Origin of the sequence: Pandoraea sp. E26 (assembly GCF_000681415.1) — a bacterium.
GTDB lineage: Bacteria > Pseudomonadota > Gammaproteobacteria > Burkholderiales > Burkholderiaceae > Pandoraea > Pandoraea pnomenusa.
In genome coordinates this window covers 109,368-131,605 of record NZ_AYXJ01000034.1, presented here as the reverse complement: position 1 = coordinate 131,605, position 22,238 = coordinate 109,368, and the positions used below count along the sequence as shown (strand labels likewise).

Genomic DNA, 22,238 nt, shown 5'->3' with positions numbered 1-22,238 from the left:
TCCGATGAGGCCCCATCATGACCGCTCCGAAGGACATCGCCCCCGAACCCACGGCTGCGCGCGTTGCATTATGGCGCGCACTGCATCTCGAAGCCGACGCGGCCCCGCCCGTGCTCGCCGACGACATCGGACTGAAGCTGCTCGATCCGCCGGACGACTGGCGGGAGCGCGGCGACATGGATCCGACGTTCACGCGCCCGTTTCGGGCGTCCATCGTCGCGCGGGCGCGCTTCATCGAGGACCTCGTGATCGAGCAGGTGCGGCGCGGCGTGAGCCAGTACGTGATTCTCGGCGCGGGGCTCGACAGCTTCGCGCAGCGGTACGCGTCGTTGGCGTCGTCGCTTACGATTTTCGAAGTCGACCGCCCCGGGCCGCAGCGATGGAAGCACGATCGCCTCATCGCGCTCGGCTACGGCGTGCAGGACTGGCTTCGTTTTGTGCCGGTCGATTTCGAAGCCGGACAATCGTGGCGCGAGGCACTGGTGCGGCACGACTTCGATGCGAGCCGACCGGCCGTGATCGTTTCGACGGGCGTGAGCATGTATCTGTCGCGCGAGGCCAATGCCGCGACGCTGCGCGAGGTGTCGTCCTTCGCGCCGGGCTCGACGTTGGCGATGACGTTCCTGCTGCCGCTGGAGATGGCCGATCCGGACGTACGCCCCGGGCTGGAGATGGCGGAGAAGGGCGCGCGCGCCAGCGGCACGCCGTTCATCAGCTTCTTCACTCCGGACGCGATGATGGCGTTCGCCCTCGAAAACGGCTTTCACGATGCCCGGCACATCTCGGCGGCCGCGCTGACCGAACGATACTTCGCGAACCGAACCGACGGCCTGCACCCGCCGCGAAATGCCGAGGAGCTGCTGATCGCGACGACGTAAGCGATGCGCTCGCGTGCGGCCGACGTTGCCCGATATCGTCCGCCGCCGCATCGCATCGATCCTGCGCTGTGAGGCCGGCACGTTCGCGCTATGCTGCCCGCTGCGCAAGAATCGATACCGCTAACGGAGGCGTGGCATGACATTGACCGAACTTCTCGTTCCGACCTTTTCGCAGATGCTGCGTGGCCTGTCGGCATGGCTCGACAAGGCTGCCGACTACGAAAGCGCGAATGGCAAGCATCCCGATGCGCTCATGACGCTGCGGCTCGCGCCGGACATGTATCCGCTCGCCGCGCAGGTGCGCTTCGTGTGCTACCAGGCGATGGAGCCCGCTTACCGCCTGCGCAGCGAAGCGATTCCGCAAGCGCTCGTGACGCTTCAGAAGGAAGGCTGGAATGCGGAACAGCATCCCGGCACGTTCGCCGACGCCAAGGCGTGCCTTGCGAACGCGCTCGCCTTTCTCGACACGCTGGCCGCGAATGCGCTCGACGCCGGTGAATACATCGACATTTCCCTGTCGCTCCCCAACGGTGTCATCTTCGACATGACGGGCGAGCAGTACGCGCGCGACTGGTCGCTCGCGCAGTTCTATTTCCACATCAACACCGCCTACGGCATCCTGCGTCAGCACGGCGTGGAACTTGGCAAGGCCGATTACGTGGCGCACGTGCTTGGGTATCTGCGCCCGGGGACCGCGCCGCAAGGTTAAGTTCGTCGCCACACGCTTTGCCGCACCCCTCGCCGCGCGTCATTCCGCCATCAGGAACGGCGGTCCGAAGCGCGTGGCGATGTGCTCCGTCGACTCGAACAGTTCGCGCAGCACCTGACTCGTGCACGTGGGCTGCACGTACAGATAGAACGCCACATCGGGCAGACGCGGCAGGCCGTCCGCTTCCGAGAGCACACGCATGTTCGCGTCGAGCAGTTCGGTGGTGCGCGCTGTCACGCCCAGCCCTGCGCTGATCGCCGCCTTGATGCCGGTGAGCGTGGGCGAGATGAAACTCGTGCGCCACGCGATGCCCGCGGCGTTCAGCCGTTCGATGGACAGTCGCCGGAACAGGCTCAGTTCGTCAGCCATCACCAGCGGCACCGGCGCCGACGCGTTGAAGATGAAATCGTCCGCGCAGATCCAGACCATCGGCGACGTCCGGAGCTTGATCCCCGGAAATCCCTCGTCGTAACGCGTGGAGATCGCCAGGTCCAGCTCCTTGTCGCGCAGCGCATCCATCAGGTGGGGGCTGCGTCCGACGATGATCTCCAACTGCAATTCCGCCGACAGCTTCGAGAGTCGTCGCAGCATGCTCGGCAGGATCGAATCGGCGACGTCGTGGGGCGAGCCGATCCGCAATTTTTCGGCCGGGCCGCGCGTTTGCATGACCTGCACCGCCTGATCGTTGAGCGCGAGAATCTTGTTCGCATACGCGACGAGCCGCAGGCCGTCGGCGGTCATCGTCTTCTGCCGCCCCTGCTTTTCAAACAGGGCGCATCCCATTTCCTGTTCCAGCCGTTGCATCTGCTGCGTGATGGCCGATTGCGTGCGCCCCACCCGCGTGGCGGCCGCCGCAAACGTCTCGTGCTGCGCGATCGCCACGAAGGTGCGCAGCAGGTCGATGTCCAGATTTCGCATGATCGTCAAAGTCAATACTTCAGAAACGCTAATGTTTCCGGGATAAAAATTAAATTGTTCTCAGGAATTTTGGTGGATAACCTGCCTGACACTCAAGCAATATTTATGTGACGGGGGGCAAAGCCGGCGCTGACCGGTCCCCCGCTAATCGATTCGCCGATCCATGATCGCCCAGGATCGCACCCAAGGAGACTCAGGACCATGTGGCAACGACACCTTGCAGCCGCGCTGTTCGCGACACTCGCCGTGACGGGCGTCGCCCGCGCCGATCAACTGGCCGACATCAAGGCGCGCGGCACGCTCGTTTGCGGCACGCAGAACGCGAGCGAGCCTTACGCGTTCCCCGACGCCGCGACGCGCAGGATCGTCGGCTTCGACGTGGACGTGTGCAACGCCCTCGCCAAGGGGCTCGGCGTGAAGCTCGACCACCGCGCCCTGTCGACCGACGCGCGCATCCCCGAACTCAAGACGCGCCGCGTGGACGTCGAGGCGGCCGCCGTGGCGTGGATGCCCGCGCGCGCGGCACAGGTCGACTTCAGCGACCAGTACTTCGTCGCCCCGATTCGCGTGCTGGTGCGCGCCGACTCGCCGGTGCAGACACTCGACCAGCTCGCCGGCAAGAAGATCGCCGCATCGGAAGGCTCGAGTTCGGCGGCCGTGTCGGTCACGCGCCTGCCCGATTCGAACCTGTTGACGTTCCATGACATCTCATCGGCCTTCCTCGCCCTGCAGCAAGGCAAGGTCGAGGGGCTGGTCGCCGGTCAGCTGATTCTCGCGCGCTTCGCCAACGAAGCGGCCACCAAGGGTGGGCAGCAGTATCGTCTGCTCGCCAAGCCGGTGTTCGAGGAGCGCTGGGGCGTGGTGATGAACAAGGGCGAGCCCGCGCTGCGCGAGGCCGTGAACAAGATTCTGCTCGACTACGACAAGTCGAACGGCCTGCAGGAAAGCTTCGACAAGTGGCTCGGCAGCAAGTCGGCTTACAAGTTCACGCGCGACTACAAGGTCGAGCCGATCAAGGTGCAGTAAGCGAGACGCGGCACAATGTTCGATCTTTCGTTTTTGCTCGACGACGGCTACCTGAAGCTGCTTCGCGACGGGGTACTGACCACGCTGCGGCTGTTCGTGGTGTCGGGTCTGATGGCGATCGTGGTGGGCATTGTGCTCACCACGCTGCGCGCCCTGCCGGTGAAGCTCTTCAAGGGCTTCGTCATCGTGATCGTGGAGTATCACCGCAACGTGCCGGTGCTGGTGCAGATCCTCGTGTGGTACTTCGGCGTGCCGCAACTGCTGCCTGCCGGCATGCGCGACTGGATCAACGCCGGCAATACCGAGTTCTTCTTCGCCTCGGTGGCGCTCGCGCTCAACGCCGGGGCCTTCATCTCGGAAGACCTGCGCTCGGGGCTGCGCGCGATACCGCATACGCAACAGGAGGCCGCGTGGTCGATCGGCCTGACGTACCTCCAATCATTCCGCTACGTGATCCTGCCGCAGGGGATTCGGGTGGCGTTGCCCGCCCTGCTCAACCAGGCGTTGCTTCTTTTCAAGAACAGCTCGTTGGCAATGGCCATCGGTGTGCACGAACTGCTGTACCGCACGCGTCAGATCGACAACCTGACGTTTCGCACCTTCGACGTGTTTCTGGTGGCCACGATTCTCTACCTCATCGGCACGCTCGCTCTGATGGCGCTCTCCGAGCACTTCGCCAAACGCCGCGCGGCGCCCTCGGGAGTCTGAGCCGATGTACCAGATCCTGCATGACTACTTCGCGTTGTTCCTCGTCGGCAGCTGGCCCAACGGACCGCTGGGCGGCGTGGCGGTCACGCTCATTCTGTCGGCGCTCGGGCTGCTGATCTCGTTTCCGATCTCGGTGCTGATCGGCATGGCCCAGGTCTCGCCCTGGCGCGCCATGCGGCGTGCGGCCGGCGTCTGGACGCGGCTCGTGCGCGGCATTCCGCTGCTGATGATCATCTTCTGGGCGTACTTCGCCGTGCCGCTGCTGGTGGGCGCCGAAGTGTCGGCCTTCACCACGGCGGTGTGCGCGATCATCGTCTACGAGAGTGCGTTCCTGTCCCAGATCGTGCGCGCCGGTCTCGAAGGGTTGCCGCGCGGCCAGATGGAGGCGGCGCGCTCGAACGGACTATCCTGGCTGCAAAGCATGCGCTACGTGCAATTGCCGCAGGCGCTCGCGAACATGCTGCCGTCGATCGTCAATCAGTTCGTATCGATCATCAAGGCGACGTCGCTGGCCTACGTTATCGGTGTACCGGAGCTCACCTACTCGGCCGCTCAGGTCAATACGATCGTGCTGACCAAGCCGCTGCAGACGTTCCTCGTGCTTGCAGCTTTCTATTTCGTGTTGTGTTTCGCCATTTCGCGCTTCGCCGGCTGGCTCGAGCGTCGCATCGCCCGCCAGCGCGCGGGACTGGCGTAAGCACAGGTTTCCACAAGGAGAACGCGACCATGTCCATGCTCGCATTCGAGAAAGTCGACAAGTTCTACGGTGAGCACCATGTCCTCAAGGGCATCGATGCCACCATCGGCCGCGGTGAAGTCGTGGTGGTGTGTGGACCGTCGGGGTCGGGCAAGTCGACGTTGATTCGCACCGTCACGCGGCTCGAGGCCATTCAGAAGGGACGCATTCTCTTCGAGGGCAAGGACGTCAATGCCCGCGACGTAAAGCTCAACCAGCTGCGTGCGCGCATCGGTTTCGTCTTCCAGAGCTTCAACCTGTTCCAGAACCTTTCGGTGCGCCAGAACCTGGTGCTCGGGCCGACCAAGGTGCTCGGCATGTCGCGCGAGGCGGCCGAGGCGCAGGCCGAGACGCTGTTGGCCAAGGTGGGGCTCGCGCACAAGATCGACGCCATGCCCGCCAATCTCTCGGGTGGCCAGCAGCAGCGTGTGGCCATCGCTCGGGCGCTGGCCATGAAGCCGCCGCTCATGCTGTTCGACGAGCCGACGAGCGCACTCGATCCGGAGATGGTGCAGGAGGTGCTGCAGGTCATGCGATCGCTGGCCGGGGAGGGGCTCACGATGATGATCGTCACGCACGAAATGGGCTTTGCGCGCGACGTGTCGAGCCGCGTCTGGTTCATGGATCAGGGGCAATTGCTCGAAGACGCACCGCCCGCCGAGTTCTTCAGTCGGCCCAGGCACGCGCGTGCGCAACGCTTCCTTCAGGATGTACTGCGCCCGTCGCCGACGATCAGCGTGCCACGCGAGGCCGCGACGGTTTGACAGGCTAGCCGGCCCGACGGCCGCAAGCCATTGACGACACACACGAGCGCGTCTCATCGGAGCGCGTCGAAATAACAAGGTTTCACGGAGAAGACTTTCATCATGTCCACGTCCCAACTTTCCGAACAACGTCAGGCCGCCGTCGGCGACGCCATTGCCGCCATGAAGGCCGCCCTCGCGCCGGCCGGTGAGACACGCCCGGCATTGGCCGCCGTGCTCGAACAGGTCAAGTCGCTGGCCGCTCGCGGCGCCTTGTGGAGCGAGGCGGACTTTCCGCCCCCGACCGACGGCGAACTCCAGGCGCGTTACCTGATCCATGAAGACGCCGACAAGACGTATGCGCTGTATCTGAACGTCATGCGCCCCGGCAAGAAGATCACGCCGCACAACCACACCACGTGGGCCTGCATCGCGGCCGTGGACGGCGTGGAATACAACTACGTCTATCGCCGCACCGACGACGGCAAGACCCCCGGTGTCGGCACGCTCGAGGTGAGCGAGACCGTGGTGGTCGATCCGGGCAACGGCATCGCGCTCGCGTCGGACGACATTCACGCCGTCGAGATCAAGGGCGACGCGCCGATTCGTCACCTGCACATGTACGGACGCGCGCTCGAGACGCTGACCGAGCGCATTACGTTCGACCTCGAGAAGGGCACGTACCAGGTCATGGACATCGGCGTGAAGACCCGCCGCTGATCCGCTGATCCGCTGAAGCCGCGCCGACCCGGCGCGGCCCGACGGCCTTTCCACACGGCGCAAGCGCCCCTTGCGCCAAGCGCGACACATCGCCCCCGAAGGGCGGTGCGGGCGCGCTCATCCCTACGCTTCGGCAACGGCCGGGCGAAACCAGAGAACCGATACCACGTGATGACTTCGTTCACTCCTCAATTCGTGCCGGCCGCCCGTCTCAAGGCATGGCTGCACGACGGCGCCGAAATCGCCGTGTTCGACGTGCGCGAACACGGTCAATACGGTGAAGCCCATCTCTTTTACGGCGTGACGCTGCCTTACAGCCGTCTCGAACTCGATATCGTGCGGCTCGCGCCGCGGCGTGATGCCCGCGTGGTCGTCTACGACACCGACGCCACCGTGGCCGTGCAGGCGGCGCAGCGTCTGGCCGAACTCGGCTACACCGGCGTGTACGTGCTCGAAGGCGGCACCGACGCATGGCGGCAGGCCGGCTACACGTTGTTCGCCGGCGTGAACGTGCCGTCGAAAACATTCGGCGAACTCGTCGAGATGGCATATCACACGCCGCGCGTGACGGCCCGCGAACTGGCGGCGATGCGAGCGCGTGGCGACAACGTGGTCATTCTCGACGGCCGTCCCGTGAACGAGTATCTGAAGATGACGATCCCGTCGTCGATCTGTTGTCCGAACGGGGAACTCGGCTATCGCATTCGCGAGCTGGTGCCCGACGCCACGACGCCCATCGTCGTGAACTGCGCGGGGCGCACGCGTAGCATCATCGGCGCGCAGACGCTCATCAATCTCGGCATTCCCAACCCGGTCATGGCGCTGGAGAACGGCACGCAGGGCTGGTATCTGGAAGACTTGCCGCTCGAGCGCGGCAGCACGCGGCGCTACCCGGACACGGTCGCGCCGTCGAGTGCGGCGCAGATGCGCGAGGCAAGCCGTGCGCTGGCCGAGCGCTTCGCGGTACCCGAAGTCGATGCCGCGACGTTCGCGCAGTGGGCCGCCGATCCCACGCGCACGCTGTTTCTGTGCGACGTGCGCACGCCGGAGGAATTCGCCGCGGGAACGCTGCCGGGCGCGCAACACACGCCGGGCGGCCAACTGATCCAGGCGACGGACCAGTATGTCGGCGTGCGCCACGCGCGCGTGGTGCTGTTCGATAACGACGGCGTGCGAGCGCCCGTCGTCGCCAGTTGGCTGCGCCAGTTGGGTCACGACGCGTACGTGCTGCGCGACGGTCTGTCGAGCGGCGCATCGCTGCCGGTGCGTTCACCGGGCGTGAGCGCTACGCTGCCCGAGATCGACGCGGCCGCGCTTGATGCGGCGCTGGCCGACGGCAGCGTGGCGGTCGTCGATCTGCGCCCGAGCATGAACTTCCGCCGCGAGCACGTGCCGGGCGCCCATTGGGCGATTCGTCCGCGTGTGTCGGCACCGGCGGTCTCTTCGGTATTGAATGCGGCACATCACGTCGTGCTCGTGGCCGACGAGCGCGGCGTGGCGGAGTTGTTCGTTGCCGACTGGCGGCGCGCGCACCCGGAAGACACGCGAACGTTCTCGCTGCTTGCGGGGGGCATCAAGGCCTGGATGGCGGCCGGCTACCCGGTGGTCGGTTCAGCCGATGTCCCGCCCGATGCCGAGTGCATCGACTACCTGTTCTTCGTACACGACCGTCACGACGGCAACAAGGCGGCCGCGCGTCAGTACCTGGCATGGGAGACGGGTCTGCTCGCGCAACTTGACGATGAAGAGCGAGGCGCCTTCCGAGTTGGTGAGTCCGTCGCTTCGAAGTAAGCTCCGACATGGGCGTGCGCACCGCGGCGGTGACGCATGCCCCATTCCCATTTCCCGATTCGCCGACGCTTCCTGTTACGCCACGCCCCCGAACCATGTCCCGACAATCGTCTTCCCAACGTCTCGCCACCCGCCTGATCAAGGGCGGCACGCACACGCCCGTCATTGGCGGCCACGCCGTCAATCCGCCGGTGGTGCGCGCGTCCACCGTGCTGTTCGACTCGATGGACGACATGAACGACGCCCGCCGCCGTCGCGGCACCGAACGCATGTTCACCTACGGCGCGCGCGGCAATCCGACCGGCTTCGCGCTGGAAGATGTCGTGGCGGACATGGAGGGCGGCTACCGCACGCGTCTTTTTCCGACGGGCCTGGCGGCGATTTCGATGGTGTTCCTCGCCTATGTGAGACCGGGCGACCATGTGCTGATTTCGGATTGCGTATATCAGCCGCTGCGGCATTTCGTGGAGACATTCCTGAAGCCGTGGGGCGTGCACGTGACGTATTTCCGCGCGGATGGCAGCGACGCGGCCGAGCACATGACGGCGCGCACCAAGCTGATCTATGTGGAAACGCCGGGGTCGCTCGTCTACGAGATGTGCGACATTCCCGCGCTGGCCGATCTGGCACATCGCCATGGCGCATGGCTCGTGGCGGACAACACGTGGGGTTCGGGTGTGCAGTGCCGGCCGCTCGCGCTGGGTGCCGACATCTCGGTGATGGCCGCGACGAAGTATCTCAGCGGCCACTCCGACGTCATGATGGGGACCGTCACCACGACGCAGGCGGTGTGGCCCACGCTGTCCACCATGGCCGACGCGCAAGGCGTGGCGGTGAGCCCCGACGATGCTTATCTCGTGCTTCGCGGCATTCGCACGCTGGCGGCGCGCTTGCAGATGCATGAGCGCCATGCGCTCGAGGTCGCCCATTGGCTCGAGACGTTGCCCGAAGTGGCGCGCGTGTTCTGTCCGGCGCTGCCGACGCATCCGGGGCACGCCCTGTGGCAGCGCGACTGCGTGGGCACGAACGGTCTGCTCTCGTTCGAATTCGCCAACGCCACGACCGCGCAGGCGAACCGGTTCGTCGATGCGCTGGCGCTGTTCGGCATCGGGGCGTCCTGGGGCGGCTACGAGAGTCTGGCGACAGTCGTCAATGTGCCGGGTACGCGCACGTGCGAGGACTGGAGCGCGGCCGGCCCCATCGTTCGCCTGCACGTCGGCCTGGAAGACCCGCAGGACCTGATCGACGACATGGCGGCCGCGCTGGCGGAGGTGTTCGGCTAAGGCACTCCGCCGTCAGGGCCGGGCGCCGTCGAGCGTCGTCAGGATGTGATGCGCGGCACGGATGCGCTCGTCCATCGCGTAATTCCTGTTCGCCAGCAGCACGATGCCCATCTGTTTGGACGGCACGAACGCAACGTATGCGCCGAAGCCGTTCGTCGATCCGGTCTTGTTGACCCAGGCGACCGGTGTCGGCGCCATCGGCGGCGAGAGTTCCCGCACCGGCGTGGGGTTGAGCGCCATGTGCGACGAATTGCCTTCGAGCAGGGCGTCCAGCGTCACGGGATACGGGTATTGCTCCCACACCAGATCCTGTGTCATGGGGGCATCGAAGTAATAGCCGGTGCGCGTGGCGTAGATCGCATGGCGCAATTTGCGATCGGGTACCGGCTGTCCGAGATTGGCATTGACGAAGCGCAGCAGGTCAGCGGCGGTCGTCTTCACGCCATAGGCTTCCGGTTCGAGCAGCGCAGGTGTGACCCGAACCGGCTTGCCGTCCTTATAACCCCACGCGTAGTTCGCCTGTTCGGCCTCGGGTACGCGAATGAAGGTGTGCCGCAGGTCGAGTGGCTTGAAGACGTGTTCGGCCATCAGTGTCGCGAAGTCGCCTTGCATGGCCCGTGCGGTGAGCCAGCCGAGCGCGCCGATGCTGACGTTCGAATACGTGCGCACGGTCCCGGTCGGCTTCGCGGGCTTCCACGCCTTGAGGTAGTCAGCGATCTGGTCGGTCGTACGGACGTTGTCGGGCAACTGGAGCGGCATGCCGCCGCTGGTGTGCGTGCCGAGGTTCACCAGCTTGACGTCGCCGAACGGCGTGCCGGCGAATTCGGGGGCGAAGCGGCTCGCCTTGTCGGTGAGCGACAACGCCCCGTCGGCCTGCGCATAGGCGGCGAGGGTGGCGGTAAACGTCTTGCTGACCGACCCGATCTCGAACAGCGTGTCGGCGGTCACGGGCTTGTTGGCGGCCTTGTCCGCGACGCCGTACTCGAAGACGTACGTGTGGCCGTCGAACAGGATGCCGACGGCCATGCCGGGAATGTCCTGCCGCGCCATGAGTGGGCGGATGGTCTTGTCGACCAGCGACCGGATCTCCTCCTGACGGGGATTCGTCCGAGTCGTCGCGTCGTCCGGCTCGGCCGCGAAACTGCGCGCACTGAATGCCATCCAGCCAATGGCGGCGGTGGCGACGAGCGAGGCAAACAGCGTGAGGTGTGGCTTGGTCATCGGCGAGGGTCTCCGTGTGAGGGGGCATTGCGCAAATACGGCACTGGCCGGGGCCGGTCGATGCCATTGTGAAGCGCTTGATGCGATGACCGAAGGGTAATCCCAAATGCCACCGCATCCGGCGGTGTGCGGCGTAACGGTCGTAACGGTCGTAACCTCGGGAACCGCCGTAAATCGCCGGCTCGGAAATGCCGCGCAAAAAAAACCGCCCTCGAAGGGCGGCAACACGCTGAAACGAAACGGGGGATCGGGGGGATCGGTCTTTTCAGCGCGTGGGTTGGTCGCGCCTTACAGGGCGGCTTCCAGCTCGCGGCTCTCCGCGGCGCGCATTGCACGAATCGCGTCGGCCGAGATCATGGCGTCGGCGTTGAGCGGCGGTACGTCGCCGAACAGCGGCCGGTAGACGAAATCGCCCACGTCGATCGACACTCCGGTCAACGCACAAACGCCGGGATGATGTGCTTTGCGGATGCGCCAGATCTGCGCGCCGTAGTTACCGCCCATGGCGTCGTTCCACGACACGGTGATCGTCAGTTCGCTGGAAATTTCCAGCACGCGCACGATCGGCGCGCGCCGCGTGTATGGGATGACCGGCAGACACACCACGGGCTCCGCATCGAGCATCGCCACGGTGTGCTGCCACACGCCCTTGTCACGCGCCGAAGCACGTGCGGCGCGCGAGGCGCGGGAGGTCGCCGAGGCGTTGACGGGAGCGCGGCTGCCGCCGCTTCGGTTGGAACAGTTGGTTCGGTCGCTTCGCATAGTCAGGCCAGCCGGATGCGCGGCCCGCGAAGGCCGCCGAGTTTTTCCGCCCCCAGCAACATCGTGGCGCGGGCGAACCCGTGCAACGCTTGCTGATGACGCCGATACAACATGGCGTGGCTCCACTGCGCAAACCGTCCGCGCACGATGCCACCTTTGAAGAAGCCGAATTGCCCAAGCGCACCGCACGCGTTGTAGCCCGACAGCGACACCGACGCGCCGGGATCGCGATAAGCGAACGGCGGAATAGCGCGGCCTTCGAGCCACGCGCCAAAGTGACGGCCCAAATGCGCCGCCTGTTGTGTTGCCACCTGAGCGGTTGGCGGCAGTGTGTGTTCACCGTCCGACCGCGTGAGCGATGCACAATCGCCAAGCGCGAAGATCCGCTCGTCCTGCGCGCTCTGCAGCGAACGACGCACCACGATCTGGTTCGCGTCGTTGGTCGCAAGGCCGCCGATACCGGCGAGCACGTCGGGCGCCTTCACGCCCGCGGCCCACACCAGCAGATCGCCCGGGATCAACTGACCGTCGTCGCGATAGAAACCATCGCGATCGGCGCACACGATGCGGGTGTCCGTCAGGACACGAAAGCCCAGCGCTTCGAGTTGCCCCTGCGTCGAGGCGGAAACGCCGGGGGGAAAGGCACCCAGCACCCGCGGGCCGCCCTCCACCAGCGTGAGTTTCAGGCGTTCCCCGATCCGCGGATCGCCATACCCCGCGGCCAGCGCAAACGTGCGGCTCAACTCCGCCGCCAGCGCCACGCCCGTGGTGCCGCCTCCGGCAATCACGATGCGCACCGCGTCGTCATTCACGGCGCTGCGCAGGGCTTCGCAGCGCAGCGCCGCGTGGAACGCCTCGGCCTGTGTCTGACTGTCGATGAAGTGGCATACGTCGCGCACACCGGGCAGACCGGCGTCGTCGGCCTGCGAGCCCAGCGCGAGCACGAGGGCGTCGTACGGCACGCGACGCTCGCCCAGCAAGCGCGATCCGTCCGGCGCCACCATCTCCCCCAGCACGATTTCGCGGCGCACGCGATCCAGCCCGCACAGGTGTCCCGCCTGATACGTGAAGCCATTGCCGCACGCATGGGCGAGATACGCCACCCGTGTGTGCGCCACATCGCGCGTGCCGGCAGCCACGGTGTGCAGCATCGGCTTCCAGAGATGCGTGGGATGCTGATCGACGAGCGTCACGCGCGCGGCCCCGTCGCGCCCGAGCGTGCGGCCCAGGCGCGTTGCCAGCATCAAGCCGGCGATACCGCCACCGACGATCACGATTCGGTTCGCGCGAGACATTTGGGGGGAAATGTCAAATTCAACAAGTGATGAATAAGGGCATAATATAGAGCGTGGCCCCGACGTGTCAAATGGGATGTGTCTGGGCAGGCAGGCGCGTTCGGGTCGGGTAGACTTGGCGCATTGCTGTCGCGAAATCGTTACCCCATCGCTCAATGACTCCCGAAAAAGCCGTCTCGCAAGCCGATTCACCCCGCAAGCGTTCCCGCGGACGCCCGACGTGCGACTGCGCGCATGGCGCCGATGCGTTGCTGCTCAACGCGCGGCGTATTTTTGCTCAACGTGGGTTTTATGCGAGCAGCGTGCGGCAGATCGCTGAAGCGTCGGGCGTGGATGCGGCGCTGATTTCGCATCACTTCGGTTCGAAGGAAGCGCTCTGGATTGCCGTCGTCGACCAGATTGCCACGCTCACGCAGTCGCTGATCGAGCAAACGCACCTGTTGCGTCAGTCCGAGATGGCGCCCGCGGAGCGACTCGAGCAGGCGGTGCGCGAGTTCGTGGAGGCGGTGTTCGAGAACCCGGACGTCGGCATGTTCTTCTCCACCGCGGCCACCGAGGAGGGCGAGCGTCTGGACATCATCACGCAACGGCTGGTGCGGCCGTACCGCGATGCGATGGTGCCGCTCGTGTCCGACTGGCTCGTCACGCAGCACCGACCGGTGCAGGATGCCGACGTAATGTTCTTCATGCTGACGTCAGCCATCAGCAAGACCGTGTCGTACCGGCACATGATGGGGCCGTTCCTGCCGCCGGAAGGCATGGCCGATCTGAAGCGCACGGTGCTTGACTGCGCGATGGCGCTCATCCGGCAGTGACGCGAATCGTGGGGCGTGCGGGCGTTGCGATACCCGTCGTTTAAGATAGCGGCACTCGGGCCACTCCCGGCCCGCGTCTTCTCTTTACGGTGCCCCCCAATGTCGAACGAAATCAAACGTCTGCACACCAACGCTCGCATGAGCCAGATCGTGATCGCCAACGGCGTCGTGTATCTGGCCGGCCAGGTGCCGGATGTCAACCTCTTGTCGATTACCGAGCAGACGCAGCAGATTCTGGAGCGCATCGACGGGCTGCTCGCCGAGGCCGGCGTGGACAAGACGCGGCTGCTCACGGCCAACATCTGGCTGTCGGACGCCAGGCACTTCGCCGAATTCAATGCCGTTTGGGATGCCTGGGTGCCGGAAGGCCACGCGCCCACGCGCGCCTGCGTGCAGTCGCCGCTCATGCGCGACGGTATCGATGTGGAAATTGCCGTGACTGCCCTGGCGTAACCGTCGTCAGTCCACGGGGCTCGCGATGTCGCGCACGGCGCGCGAGCCCCGCTTCCCGCCTCGTACATCTCGGAAAAAACGGCCTTCACCCGTCGGGGTTTCGTACGTCCGCACTCCAGCACTCCAGCACTACTGCGGCATCTCCTCCTGCGAATCGAGACCGGGCGCCCGTATGGCTTCTCCCCGAGGTTGTCCTGCCGCATCCTCCGCCCCGATCACGCTGATTTCGAATCGCGGCTTGCCGGCGAGCGACTGCGCCTCCGGATCTTCCGGATAGGTCTTGAGCAAGGGCAGTATCACCGAGCCGCCGATCACGTTGCGGCGACTGTTGTCGGCCGGTAATAGTCCCCACACGTTCTGATACGTCATCGGCACGCGCTCGCCATCTCGCTGGGCATTGCCCAGATACAGCATGATGTGCCCATTGATGTGGATCAGTGTCATGAGCGGCCGCCCTTGCTCGGAGAGCGTGCGCAGTCGCGTGTCGATGTCGGCGTGGCGCAGGTCGGTGCGCTTTCCGGCGCGCAACTGGTCCGACGAATGCCGGGGCAGCCACACGCCGAACGGCGCGAACAGGCTGCGTGTCTCGGCCGAGCAATCGTTGTAGAAGAGCGTGTTGCCCCACCCGTACGGACGCCCGATCTGCTGCTTCATTACCTGTGCGAGATGGCGCGGCGTAAGGGTCCAGGGCATCGCCACGATGGTGTCGGTGTCGAGCGCAGCCGTGCGGATCTGCGCGCGACGCTCGATGTCCGCCACCGGGAACATCGCGGCCTGGCGGTCATCGGCGGCGCGGATGAGCGGGAGTACGGTGCCGATCGGTGCGAACGTCCGGTATATCGGGGCCGGGGCGTCGGTGGCGTCGGCGGTGGCGTCGGCGAGCGGCGTATTGGCGCGCACGATGGCACCGAGCCGTTGCAAGGCGGCGCTGCGCCACGTGGTGACGAAGCGCTCGTCCACCGATGCGACCGTGCGCGCGTCGACCCACCCGATCAGGTCGGGCGAATAGACGAGCAGCCACGCACCGTCGACGCTGCGCGCCAGCGTGTAGACCGGTGTGCCGGGACGCAGCGCGGAGTCCTGCAAGGCGTCGAACGGATAGCCCTCGCCCGCTTCGCGAAAGTTGTAGAACGCGGGATCGTTCGTGGGCAGTTGCCGCACCAGCGCATTGTCCACCGTGATGCCGCGACGGCGCGGATCGTATCCCGGATTCGTCCGATCGGGATCGAGTTGCGAGAGCGCCATGTTGGCTTCGAGCGCCCGGATCCATGCGACGGTGTGCGGCTGGAAATTCTCACCGTACGTTTTGCGCACACCGGTTGCGCCATTGTCGAAGCGTCTGACGCGCCGTGCCTGGGAATCGCCGATCTGCCGCAGGCTTGCGGCATCGAGCAGCGACGCGGCGAGCCAGGTGCCGTTCCATGGCGACGGATCGCGCGGCGCGGTACCGAAGTAGCGCGCGCGAAACGCGTCGAAACGTCGCGCCTGTGCCTGCGAGGAAAGTAGTGGCCGGTCATAGCCGGGCGCGTCGGGGCGAATCCAGTGATCGACGTCCTGATCGTAATGTTCGATGGGGAAGCGGTCGATGTTCTCGCGCGTGACCGACGTCGCGGCCGGGGGCATTGCGGACGTGCGGGGCGGTTGTGGCGCAACCGCGCAGGCAGCCAGCAGGACGGCCGGGACCAGCAATGCCGCGATGGCGCGAAGACGGTTGGCGTGCCGCGTCGTCGGGCGCGGTCCGTCGGCGGTACGCGTCGAGCCGAGACGGAGGGTCAGACGAATGCGCATGCGCCGGATGGCGCCGCGCGTCGCGAGAATTGCACCCATGTCGTGCGATAGAGAGCCTTGATGTCGCCATGCTACTCCATCGCGACCCGACCGATCCCGGCCGGGCCCCATGGGGCTGGCGGGTGTTGCAACGACGCTTTCGAAGAAGGAACACCAGCCGTGGGGGATTGGTCGGGTGCTGTACAAATATACAGTACAATCGACCCGTGCCGAGCGTTGTCCGGATGCTGCCAGCGACTGACGCATCGGCCTGATACAGTAGTTCCCCCGAGGCGCGTACGCGCGCCGTCAGACGTCACGCTGTCATCGTCAGTCAATCAAGCGGCCTCGATATCAAGTGGATAAGTCCTCCTCGAAACCCGACCCGTCGGCCAGCCACGCCATTCGCATTCGCGGCGCTCGCCAGCACAATCTCAAGAACCTCGACGTCGATCTCCAGACCGGTGAGATGACGGTGGTGACCGGTCCTTCCGGCTCCGGCAAGTCGAGCCTCGTGTTCGACACGCTGTTCGCCGAAGGTCAGCGCCGCTATGTCGAGACCTTCAGTGCCTATGCGCGCCAGTTCCTCGACCGCATGGACCGGCCGCAGGTCGACCATGTCGAGGGCGTGCCGCCCGCGATCGCCATCGATCAGACCAACCCGGTGCGCAGCTCGCGCTCGACGGTCGGCACGATGACCGAACTCAACGATCACCTCAAGCTCCTTTACGCACGCGCGGCGGCGCTGTTCGATCGCGAAACCGCGCAGCCAGTGCGTCACGACACGCCCGAGACCATCTACGCCGACCTCATGGCACGCACCGCGCAGGGGGATCCGCGCCTGGTCGTCACGTTCCCGGTGGAGCTGCCCGCCAGCGTCACCCCCGACGAGGTCGAGCAATGGCTCTCGGCGTCGGGCTACACGCGCGTGCAGGCCGAGCGGGAGGTCGCCACGGCCGAGGGCGCCCGCAAGGTGCTCGACGTCGTTGCCGACCGGTTCCGTTTGCAGAACACCGAGAAAGCGCGCGCGATGGAGGCCATCGAGTCGTCGCTCAAGCGCGGCCGCGGGCGCGTGAATGTCTATCTGCCGGTTGACGAAGGCGAGCCCGAGATCTGGCGTTACTCGCAGGATCTTCATTGCCCGGACAGCGATCTGCACTACGCCGATCCGCAACCCGCGCTCTTCTCGTTCAACTCCGCCTACGGCGCGTGCGAAGCCTGCCGCGGGTTCGGCCGGGTGATCGGTGTCGATCTCGGACTGGTGATTCCCGACGAGCGCAAGACGTTGCGCGGCGGCGCGGTGAAAACCATCCAGACGCCGGCATGGAAGGAAATCCAGGACGATCTGCTCGAATACGCGGGCAAGGCCGGCATTCCGCGCGATACGCCCTGGTCGAAGCTCTCGCCCGAACATCGAGAATGGGTGATCGAGGGCGATCCCGGGTGGAAGGGCGAGTGGAACAAGCAGTGGTACGGCATTCGTCGCTTCTTCGGCTATCTCGAGTCGAAGGCGTACAAGATGCACATCCGCGTGCTGCTCTCGAAGTACCGCAGCTACACCACGTGCGAGACCTGCGGCGGCGCGCGTCTGAAGACCGAAGGGCTGCTGTGGCGCCTCGGTACCAAGGAAAACGCGGACGCCGTGCTCCCTCCCGCACAGCGCTTCATGCCGCGTGGGGTGTCGTGGTCGCGCGAGCAGCTCGAGGCATTGCCGGGCCTGACGATGCACGACCTGATGCTCATGCCGATTTCGCGCGTGCGTCAGTTCTTCGATTCGCTGACCTTGCCGTCGAGCCTGCTCGACGACGCCCTGAAGCTGTTGCAGGAAGAAGTCGGCACGCGCCTGAAGTATCTGTGTGACGTGGGCATCGGCTACCTCACGCTCGATCGCCAGAGTCGCACGCTCTCGGGCGGCGAAGTGCAGCGTATCAACCTGACGACCGCGCTCGGCACGTCGCTCGTCAACACACTCTTCGTGCTCGACGAGCCCAGCATCGGCCTGCATCCGCGCGACATGGACCGTATCGTTGCGGCCATGCACCGGCTGCGCGATGCGGGCAACACGCTCGTCGTGGTCGAACACGATCCGGCCGTGATGCTCGCGGCCGACCGCGTCATCGACATGGGGCCGGGCCCCGGCGAGCGCGGCGGCCGCATTGTGTTCGACGGCACGCCCGACGAGGTGCGCAGCGCCGACACGTTGACCGGCAGTTACCTGGGCGGGCGCAAGCACGTGGCCAACGCGTCGAACTGGCGGGCGCGTCCCGTCGACGACGCCACGCCGCGCCTCTCGCTCACCGGTGCGCGCGAGCACAACCTCAAGCACGTCAGCGTCGACATTCCGCTCGGGCGCCTCGTGTGCGTGACCGGCGTGTCGGGCTCCGGAAAATCGACGCTCGTGCAGGACATTCTCAGTCCGGCGCTCGCGCGTCACTTCGGCGATCCGACCGAGGCGCCGGGCGCCCACGATTCGCTCGTCGGCGCCGAACAACTCGCGGGCGTGGTGTTCGTCGACCAGTCGCCCATCGGCAAAACCGCACGCTCGAATCCGGCAAGCTACGTGGGCGCGTTCGACGAGATCCGCAAGTTGTTCGCGGCCGAGCCGGTCGCCCTGCAACGTGGGTACAACGCGAGCACGTTCAGCTTCAACTCGGGCAACGGGCGTTGCCCGACGTGCGGCGGTTCGGGTTTCGAACACGTGGAGATGCAGTTCCTGAGCGACGTCTACCTGCGCTGTCCCGATTGCGACGGCAAACGCTATCGCGCCGAGGTGCTGGACGTGAAGATTCAGCGCGCCGTACCCGGCGAGGCGATGCGCGAGCTAAGCGTGTCGGACGTGCTCGAGCTGACCGTCAACGAAGCCGTCAAACTGTTTTCCTCGGATCGGGACGTGCTGCGCGTATTGCAGCCGATCGTGGACGTGGGCCTTGAGTATGTGAAGCTTGGCCAGCCGGTCCCGACGCTCTCGGGCGGCGAGGCCCAGCGCCTGAAGCTCGCGGGGTTTCTCGCCGAGGCGGCGCAGAAGAAGACGGCAAGCGGGCAGAAGGTGGCGCATCGCGGTCGCCTCTTCATCTTCGACGAGCCCACGACCGGCCTGCACTTCGACGACATCGCCAAGCTCATGCGGGCGTTCGCCAAGTTGCTCGACGGTGGCAATTCCCTGCTGGTCATCGAACATAATCTCGATGTGGTGCGCGCGGCCGACTGGATCATCGATCTGGGGCCGGAAGGCGGCGAAGGCGGGGGTGAAGTGTTGTGCGCGGGCACGCTGGCCGACGTCGTGGCGTGCGAGGGCTCGCACACCGGCCGTGCGCTGGCGGATTACGAACGCACCGTGGTAGCGCCGACGCGGACTGTTGCGGCCAGGGCGGGCGATCCGGGCATGCCGCTGCAAACGGCGTTGCGCGCCGCGCGCGCGCATCGCAAGCCGGCGGGCGGCGACGACATTCGCATCGTCAATGCGCGCGAGCACAATCTCAAGTCGCTGGACGTCGCCATTCCGCGCGGCAAGTTCAGCGTGATCACCGGCGTGTCCGGCTCGGGCAAGTCGACGCTTGCGTTCGACATCCTCTTCAACGAAGGGCAGCGCCGCTACCTCGAATCGCTCAACGCCTACGCCCGCTCCATCGTGCAGCCGGCCGGGCGTCCGGAGGTGGACGCCGTGTACGGCATTCCGCCCACGGTGGCCATCGAGCAGCGGCTCTCGCGCGGCGGGCGCAAGAGTACCGTGGCGACGACGACGGAGGTTTGGCACTTCCTGCGGCTGCTTTACGTGAAGCTCGGTATTCAGCACTGTATCCACGACGGCGCACCCGTCACGGCACAGAGTCCCGATTCCATCGTGGCCCAGCTCATGCGCGATCGTCGCGGCCAGCATGTCGGTTTGCTCGCGCCGCTGGTGGTCGGCCGTAAGGGCATCTATACCGATCTGGCGAAGTGGGCCAAGGCGCGCGGTCATACCCACTTGCGCGTCGACGGCGTGTTCCTGCCCGTGGACCCGTGGCCGAAGCTCGACCGTTTTCGCGAGCACACCATCGAGCTGCCGGTGGGCGACGTCGTCGTCACGCCCGAGAACGAAGGGCTGCTGCGCACGCAACTGGCGGCGGCGCTCGAACTGGGCAAGGGCGTGATGCACCTCCTCGCACCGCTCGACGGCCTGGGCGACGCCATGAACGGCGCGCAGCCGGGCGAAGGGGCGGGCGAAGGGGTCGGCGACATCGAGGTGTTTTCGGTCAAGCGCGCTTGCCCGGTGTGCGGCACGAGCTACCCGGATCTCGATCCGCGCATGTTCTCGTTCAACAGCAAGCACGGGTGGTGCTCGACTTGCGTTGGCACGGGGCTTGCGCTCACGCGCGAGCAGCGCGAGGCGTTCGACGACACCGTGCTCAATCAGGACAATCGCGGACGCGAGCATTCGCTGCCATCGCAGGAGCAGGAGCCGGAAGACGTCGGCGACCAGCCGTGTCCGGATTGCCACGGCGCGCGGTTGAACCCGGTCGCGCGCGCGGTGACCTTCGATAAGAATGCGATCTCCGATGTCGCGCAGTGGACCGTCACCGACGTGCGCGTCTGGATTCAGGGCCTCGAGCTGAAGGGGCGCGACGCGAGCATCGCACGCGATCTGATCAGCGAGATTCAGGGGCGTTTGGAATTCCTGGAGGAAGTCGGGCTTGGCTATCTCACGCTCGATCGCGCAGCGCCGACGCTCTCCGGTGGCGAATCGCAGCGCATTCGTCTCGCGGCGCAGCTCGGCAGCAATCTGCAGGGCGTTTGCTACGTGCTCGACGAACCCACCATCGGATTGCACCCGCGCGACAACGGCATTCTGCTCAGCGCGCTGCGCAAGCTCGGCGATCAGGGCAACACGCTCGTGGTGGTCGAGCACGACGAGGACACCATTCGCCGGGCCGATCACATCATCGATATCGGCCCGGGGGCGGGCAAGCGCGGCGGTACGCTCGTCGCGCAGGGCAACGTGGCCGATCTGGCGGCGCATCCCGATTCGCTGACGGGTCAGTTCCTCGCGCATCCGTTGCAGCACCCGATCGCCCCGCGCCGCGAGGTGGTGGCCCCGGCGAAGGGCGTCGATGCCGTGCCGCCGCATTGGCTGACCGTCCACGGCGCCACGCTGCACAACCTGAAGCGTGTCACGGCGTCGTTGCCGCTCTCGCGGCTCACCGCGATTACCGGCGTGTCGGGTTCGGGCAAGTCGACCCTGGCGCGCGACGTGCTGATGACCAATCTGCTCGACGCCGTGGGACGTTCCGTGCTGTCGTCGCCGGCGGAACGGCGCGCCCGCAAGGGAGCGGTGCGCCATGCCGTGAAGGCGGACGGCCGTCCGCGAGCGAAATCGGAGGCGTCCGCTGAGCCGCGTCGCCCGGTGGTCCACGCGTGGCACGGTTGCGAATCGGTCACGGGGTGGGAAACGATCGATCGCGTGCTCGAAGTGGATCAAACGCCGATCGGCAAGACGCCACGCTCCTGTCCGGCAACCTACATCGGCTTCTGGGACACGATTCGCCGCCTGTTCGCCGATACGCTCGAAGCGCGCGCACGCGGCTACTCCGCCTCGCGCTTTTCCTTCAACACCGGCGAGGGGCGTTGTCCGGCATGCGAGGGGCAAGGTGTGCGCACCATCGGCATGAGCTTCCTGGCGGACGTGAAGGTGTTGTGCGACGTTTGTCACGGCCAGCGGTTCAACGCCGAGACGCTGGCGGTCACGTGGCGTGGCAAGAGCATCGGCGACGTGCTGACGATGGAGGTCGACGAGGCCGTGGCGTTCTTCGCGTCGATGCCCAGCATTGCGCATCCGCTGCAACTGATGAAGGACGTCGGGCTGGGTTACCTCACGCTGGGCCAGCCCTCGCCGACGCTCTCGGGCGGTGAGGCACAGCGCATCAAGCTCGTGACGGAACTGACCAAGGTGCGTGACGACGTCACCCGCCGCGGACAGAAGTCGCCGCACACGCTTTACGTGCTCGACGAGCCGACGGTGGGCCTGCACATGGCGGACGTGGCGCGTTTGATCAACGTGCTGCATCGTCTGGTGAACGGCGGGCACACGGTCGTCGTCATCGAGCACAACCTGGATGTGATTGCCGAGGCCGACTGGATCGTCGATATGGGTCCGGAGGGTGGCAAGGACGGCGGCACCGTCGTGGCGGCAACTTCGCCCGATGCGCTGGCCAGGGTGGCGGCGAGTCACACCGGCATTGCGCTCAGACCGGTGCTGGCGCAAACGCCCGGCGCCAGCACCGCTGCGAAGACATCGCTCGACGCGACCGCCACGGCGAAATAGAAAATCGTGCGACGCATGGGCCGGCGGCCTCGCATCGCGAGCCGCCGTCGGTGCCTCATCACCACGGGACACCCACGGGTGTCCCGTTTTCATTCGGAGATCGCCAACCCGAATC

General features: G+C 66.0%; 17 protein-coding genes. 12 read left to right on the top strand and 5 right to left on the bottom strand.

What is annotated here, in order from left to right; all coding sequences use genetic code 11:
* Positions 1 to 17 precede the first annotated feature (17 nt).
* Positions 18 to 878 carry a class I SAM-dependent methyltransferase gene (locus W930_RS0121560; protein WP_023598246.1) on the top strand — a complete coding sequence of 287 codons (861 nt, stop codon included), beginning with the start codon at positions 18 to 20 and terminating at the stop codon, positions 876 to 878.
* A 136-nt stretch (positions 879 to 1,014) separates the two neighbouring features.
* Positions 1,015 to 1,587, top strand: a complete 573-nt coding sequence (locus tag W930_RS0121555; protein ID WP_023598245.1) for a DUF1993 family protein — start codon at positions 1,015 to 1,017, stop codon at positions 1,585 to 1,587.
* Positions 1,588 to 1,626: 39 nt separating this feature from the next.
* Here W930_RS0121555 and W930_RS0121550 read toward each other — a convergent pair whose 3' ends face one another.
* Positions 1,627 to 2,505 carry a LysR substrate-binding domain-containing protein gene (locus W930_RS0121550; protein ID WP_023872701.1) on the bottom strand — a complete coding sequence of 293 codons (879 nt, stop codon included), beginning with the start codon at positions 2,503 to 2,505 and terminating at the stop codon, positions 1,627 to 1,629.
* A 201-nt stretch (positions 2,506 to 2,706) separates the two neighbouring features.
* Here W930_RS0121550 and W930_RS0121545 point away from each other — a divergent pair, with 201 nt between their 5' ends.
* The 7 genes from W930_RS0121545 to metC all read left to right on the top strand — a co-directional run bounded on the left by W930_RS0121545 (position 2,707) and on the right by metC (position 9,512).
* A complete protein-coding gene (locus W930_RS0121545; RefSeq protein WP_023598243.1) occupies positions 2,707 to 3,531 on the top strand; it encodes a transporter substrate-binding domain-containing protein in 825 nt (274 codons plus the stop codon).
* A gap of 15 nt (positions 3,532 to 3,546) precedes the next feature.
* Positions 3,547 to 4,239, top strand: a complete 693-nt coding sequence (locus W930_RS0121540) for an amino acid ABC transporter permease (RefSeq protein ID WP_023598242.1) — start codon at positions 3,547 to 3,549, stop codon at positions 4,237 to 4,239.
* A gap of 4 nt (positions 4,240 to 4,243) precedes the next feature.
* Entirely contained in the window at positions 4,244 to 4,936 is a 693-nt protein-coding gene (locus W930_RS0121535) for an amino acid ABC transporter permease (RefSeq protein WP_023598241.1), read from the top strand.
* A 35-nt stretch (positions 4,937 to 4,971) separates the two neighbouring features.
* On the top strand, positions 4,972 to 5,739 hold the full coding sequence (locus W930_RS0121530) for an amino acid ABC transporter ATP-binding protein (RefSeq protein WP_048806784.1): 768 nt from the start codon (positions 4,972 to 4,974) through the stop codon (positions 5,737 to 5,739).
* A 102-nt stretch (positions 5,740 to 5,841) separates the two neighbouring features.
* Positions 5,842 to 6,438: a cysteine dioxygenase family protein gene (locus tag W930_RS0121525; protein WP_023598239.1), complete on the top strand. Its 597-nt coding sequence runs from the start codon at positions 5,842 to 5,844 to the stop codon at positions 6,436 to 6,438.
* A gap of 171 nt (positions 6,439 to 6,609) precedes the next feature.
* On the top strand, positions 6,610 to 8,229 hold the full coding sequence (locus W930_RS0121520) for a rhodanese-like domain-containing protein (RefSeq protein ID WP_023872703.1): 1,620 nt from the start codon (positions 6,610 to 6,612) through the stop codon (positions 8,227 to 8,229).
* 95 nt (positions 8,230 to 8,324) lie between these two features.
* Positions 8,325 to 9,512 (top strand): cystathionine beta-lyase, encoded by a 1,188-nt coding sequence (gene metC / locus W930_RS0121515; protein ID WP_023872704.1) that lies wholly within the window; start codon positions 8,325 to 8,327, stop codon positions 9,510 to 9,512.
* Positions 9,513 to 9,524: 12 nt separating this feature from the next.
* Here the strand turns inward: metC and blaPNC are convergent, their stop codons facing one another.
* From blaPNC to W930_RS0121500, 3 genes are all read right to left on the bottom strand, one after another.
* Positions 9,525 to 10,733, bottom strand: coding sequence for a PNC family class C beta-lactamase (blaPNC, locus tag W930_RS0121510; RefSeq protein ID WP_024788744.1), 1,209 nt, complete (start codon positions 10,731 to 10,733; stop codon positions 9,525 to 9,527).
* Positions 10,734 to 11,021: 288 nt separating this feature from the next.
* Positions 11,022 to 11,495: a DUF3331 domain-containing protein gene (locus W930_RS29315; protein WP_024788743.1), complete on the bottom strand. Its 474-nt coding sequence runs from the start codon at positions 11,493 to 11,495 to the stop codon at positions 11,022 to 11,024.
* A 2-nt stretch (positions 11,496 to 11,497) separates the two neighbouring features.
* Entirely contained in the window at positions 11,498 to 12,790 is a 1,293-nt protein-coding gene (locus tag W930_RS0121500; RefSeq protein ID WP_023872707.1) for an NAD(P)/FAD-dependent oxidoreductase, read from the bottom strand.
* Positions 12,791 to 12,945: 155 nt separating this feature from the next.
* Between W930_RS0121500 and W930_RS0121495 the strand changes: the two genes are divergently transcribed.
* Together W930_RS0121495 and W930_RS0121490 are read left to right on the top strand one after the other, a co-directional pair.
* Positions 12,946 to 13,605 carry a TetR/AcrR family transcriptional regulator gene (locus tag W930_RS0121495; protein ID WP_023598233.1) on the top strand — a complete coding sequence of 220 codons (660 nt, stop codon included), beginning with the start codon at positions 12,946 to 12,948 and terminating at the stop codon, positions 13,603 to 13,605.
* A gap of 99 nt (positions 13,606 to 13,704) precedes the next feature.
* Positions 13,705 to 14,058 carry a RidA family protein gene (locus tag W930_RS0121490; protein ID WP_023598232.1) on the top strand — a complete coding sequence of 118 codons (354 nt, stop codon included), beginning with the start codon at positions 13,705 to 13,707 and terminating at the stop codon, positions 14,056 to 14,058.
* Between the two features lie 129 nt (positions 14,059 to 14,187).
* Here the strand turns inward: W930_RS0121490 and W930_RS28390 are convergent, their stop codons facing one another.
* Positions 14,188 to 15,885 (bottom strand): SH3 domain-containing C40 family peptidase, encoded by a 1,698-nt coding sequence (locus tag W930_RS28390; protein ID WP_023872709.1) that lies wholly within the window; start codon positions 15,883 to 15,885, stop codon positions 14,188 to 14,190.
* Positions 15,886 to 16,183: 298 nt separating this feature from the next.
* Between W930_RS28390 and uvrA the strand changes: the two genes are divergently transcribed.
* Positions 16,184 to 22,123, top strand: coding sequence for an excinuclease ABC subunit UvrA (gene uvrA, locus W930_RS0121480; RefSeq protein ID WP_023872710.1), 5,940 nt, complete (start codon positions 16,184 to 16,186; stop codon positions 22,121 to 22,123).
* Positions 22,124 to 22,238: the final 115 nt, after the last annotated feature.

Bases quoted from the DNA above. Each gene is read 5' to 3' on its own strand.
- metC (WP_023872704.1), top strand. From the start codon at position 8,325: ATGTCCCGACAATCGTCTTCCCAACGTCTCGCCACCCGCCTGATCAAG.
- W930_RS0121495 (WP_023598233.1), top strand. From the start codon at position 12,946: ATGACTCCCGAAAAAGCCGTCTCGCAAGCCGATTCACCCCGCAAGCGT.
- blaPNC (WP_024788744.1), bottom strand. From the start codon at position 10,733: ATGACCAAGCCACACCTCACGCTGTTTGCCTCGCTCGTCGCCACCGCC.
- W930_RS0121490 (WP_023598232.1), top strand. From the start codon at position 13,705: ATGTCGAACGAAATCAAACGTCTGCACACCAACGCTCGCATGAGCCAG.
- W930_RS0121530 (WP_048806784.1), top strand. From the start codon at position 4,972: ATGCTCGCATTCGAGAAAGTCGACAAGTTCTACGGTGAGCACCATGTC.
- W930_RS0121560 (WP_023598246.1), top strand. From the start codon at position 18: ATGACCGCTCCGAAGGACATCGCCCCCGAACCCACGGCTGCGCGCGTT.
- W930_RS0121535 (WP_023598241.1), top strand. From the start codon at position 4,244: ATGTACCAGATCCTGCATGACTACTTCGCGTTGTTCCTCGTCGGCAGC.
- W930_RS28390 (WP_023872709.1), bottom strand. From the start codon at position 15,885: ATGGGTGCAATTCTCGCGACGCGCGGCGCCATCCGGCGCATGCGCATT.
- W930_RS0121540 (WP_023598242.1), top strand. From the start codon at position 3,547: ATGTTCGATCTTTCGTTTTTGCTCGACGACGGCTACCTGAAGCTGCTT.
- W930_RS0121550 (WP_023872701.1), bottom strand. From the start codon at position 2,505: ATGCGAAATCTGGACATCGACCTGCTGCGCACCTTCGTGGCGATCGCG.
- W930_RS0121525 (WP_023598239.1), top strand. From the start codon at position 5,842: ATGTCCACGTCCCAACTTTCCGAACAACGTCAGGCCGCCGTCGGCGAC.
- W930_RS0121520 (WP_023872703.1), top strand. From the start codon at position 6,610: ATGACTTCGTTCACTCCTCAATTCGTGCCGGCCGCCCGTCTCAAGGCA.
- W930_RS0121545 (WP_023598243.1), top strand. From the start codon at position 2,707: ATGTGGCAACGACACCTTGCAGCCGCGCTGTTCGCGACACTCGCCGTG.
- W930_RS0121555 (WP_023598245.1), top strand. From the start codon at position 1,015: ATGACATTGACCGAACTTCTCGTTCCGACCTTTTCGCAGATGCTGCGT.
- W930_RS0121500 (WP_023872707.1), bottom strand. From the start codon at position 12,790: ATGTCTCGCGCGAACCGAATCGTGATCGTCGGTGGCGGTATCGCCGGC.
- W930_RS29315 (WP_024788743.1), bottom strand. From the start codon at position 11,495: ATGCGAAGCGACCGAACCAACTGTTCCAACCGAAGCGGCGGCAGCCGC.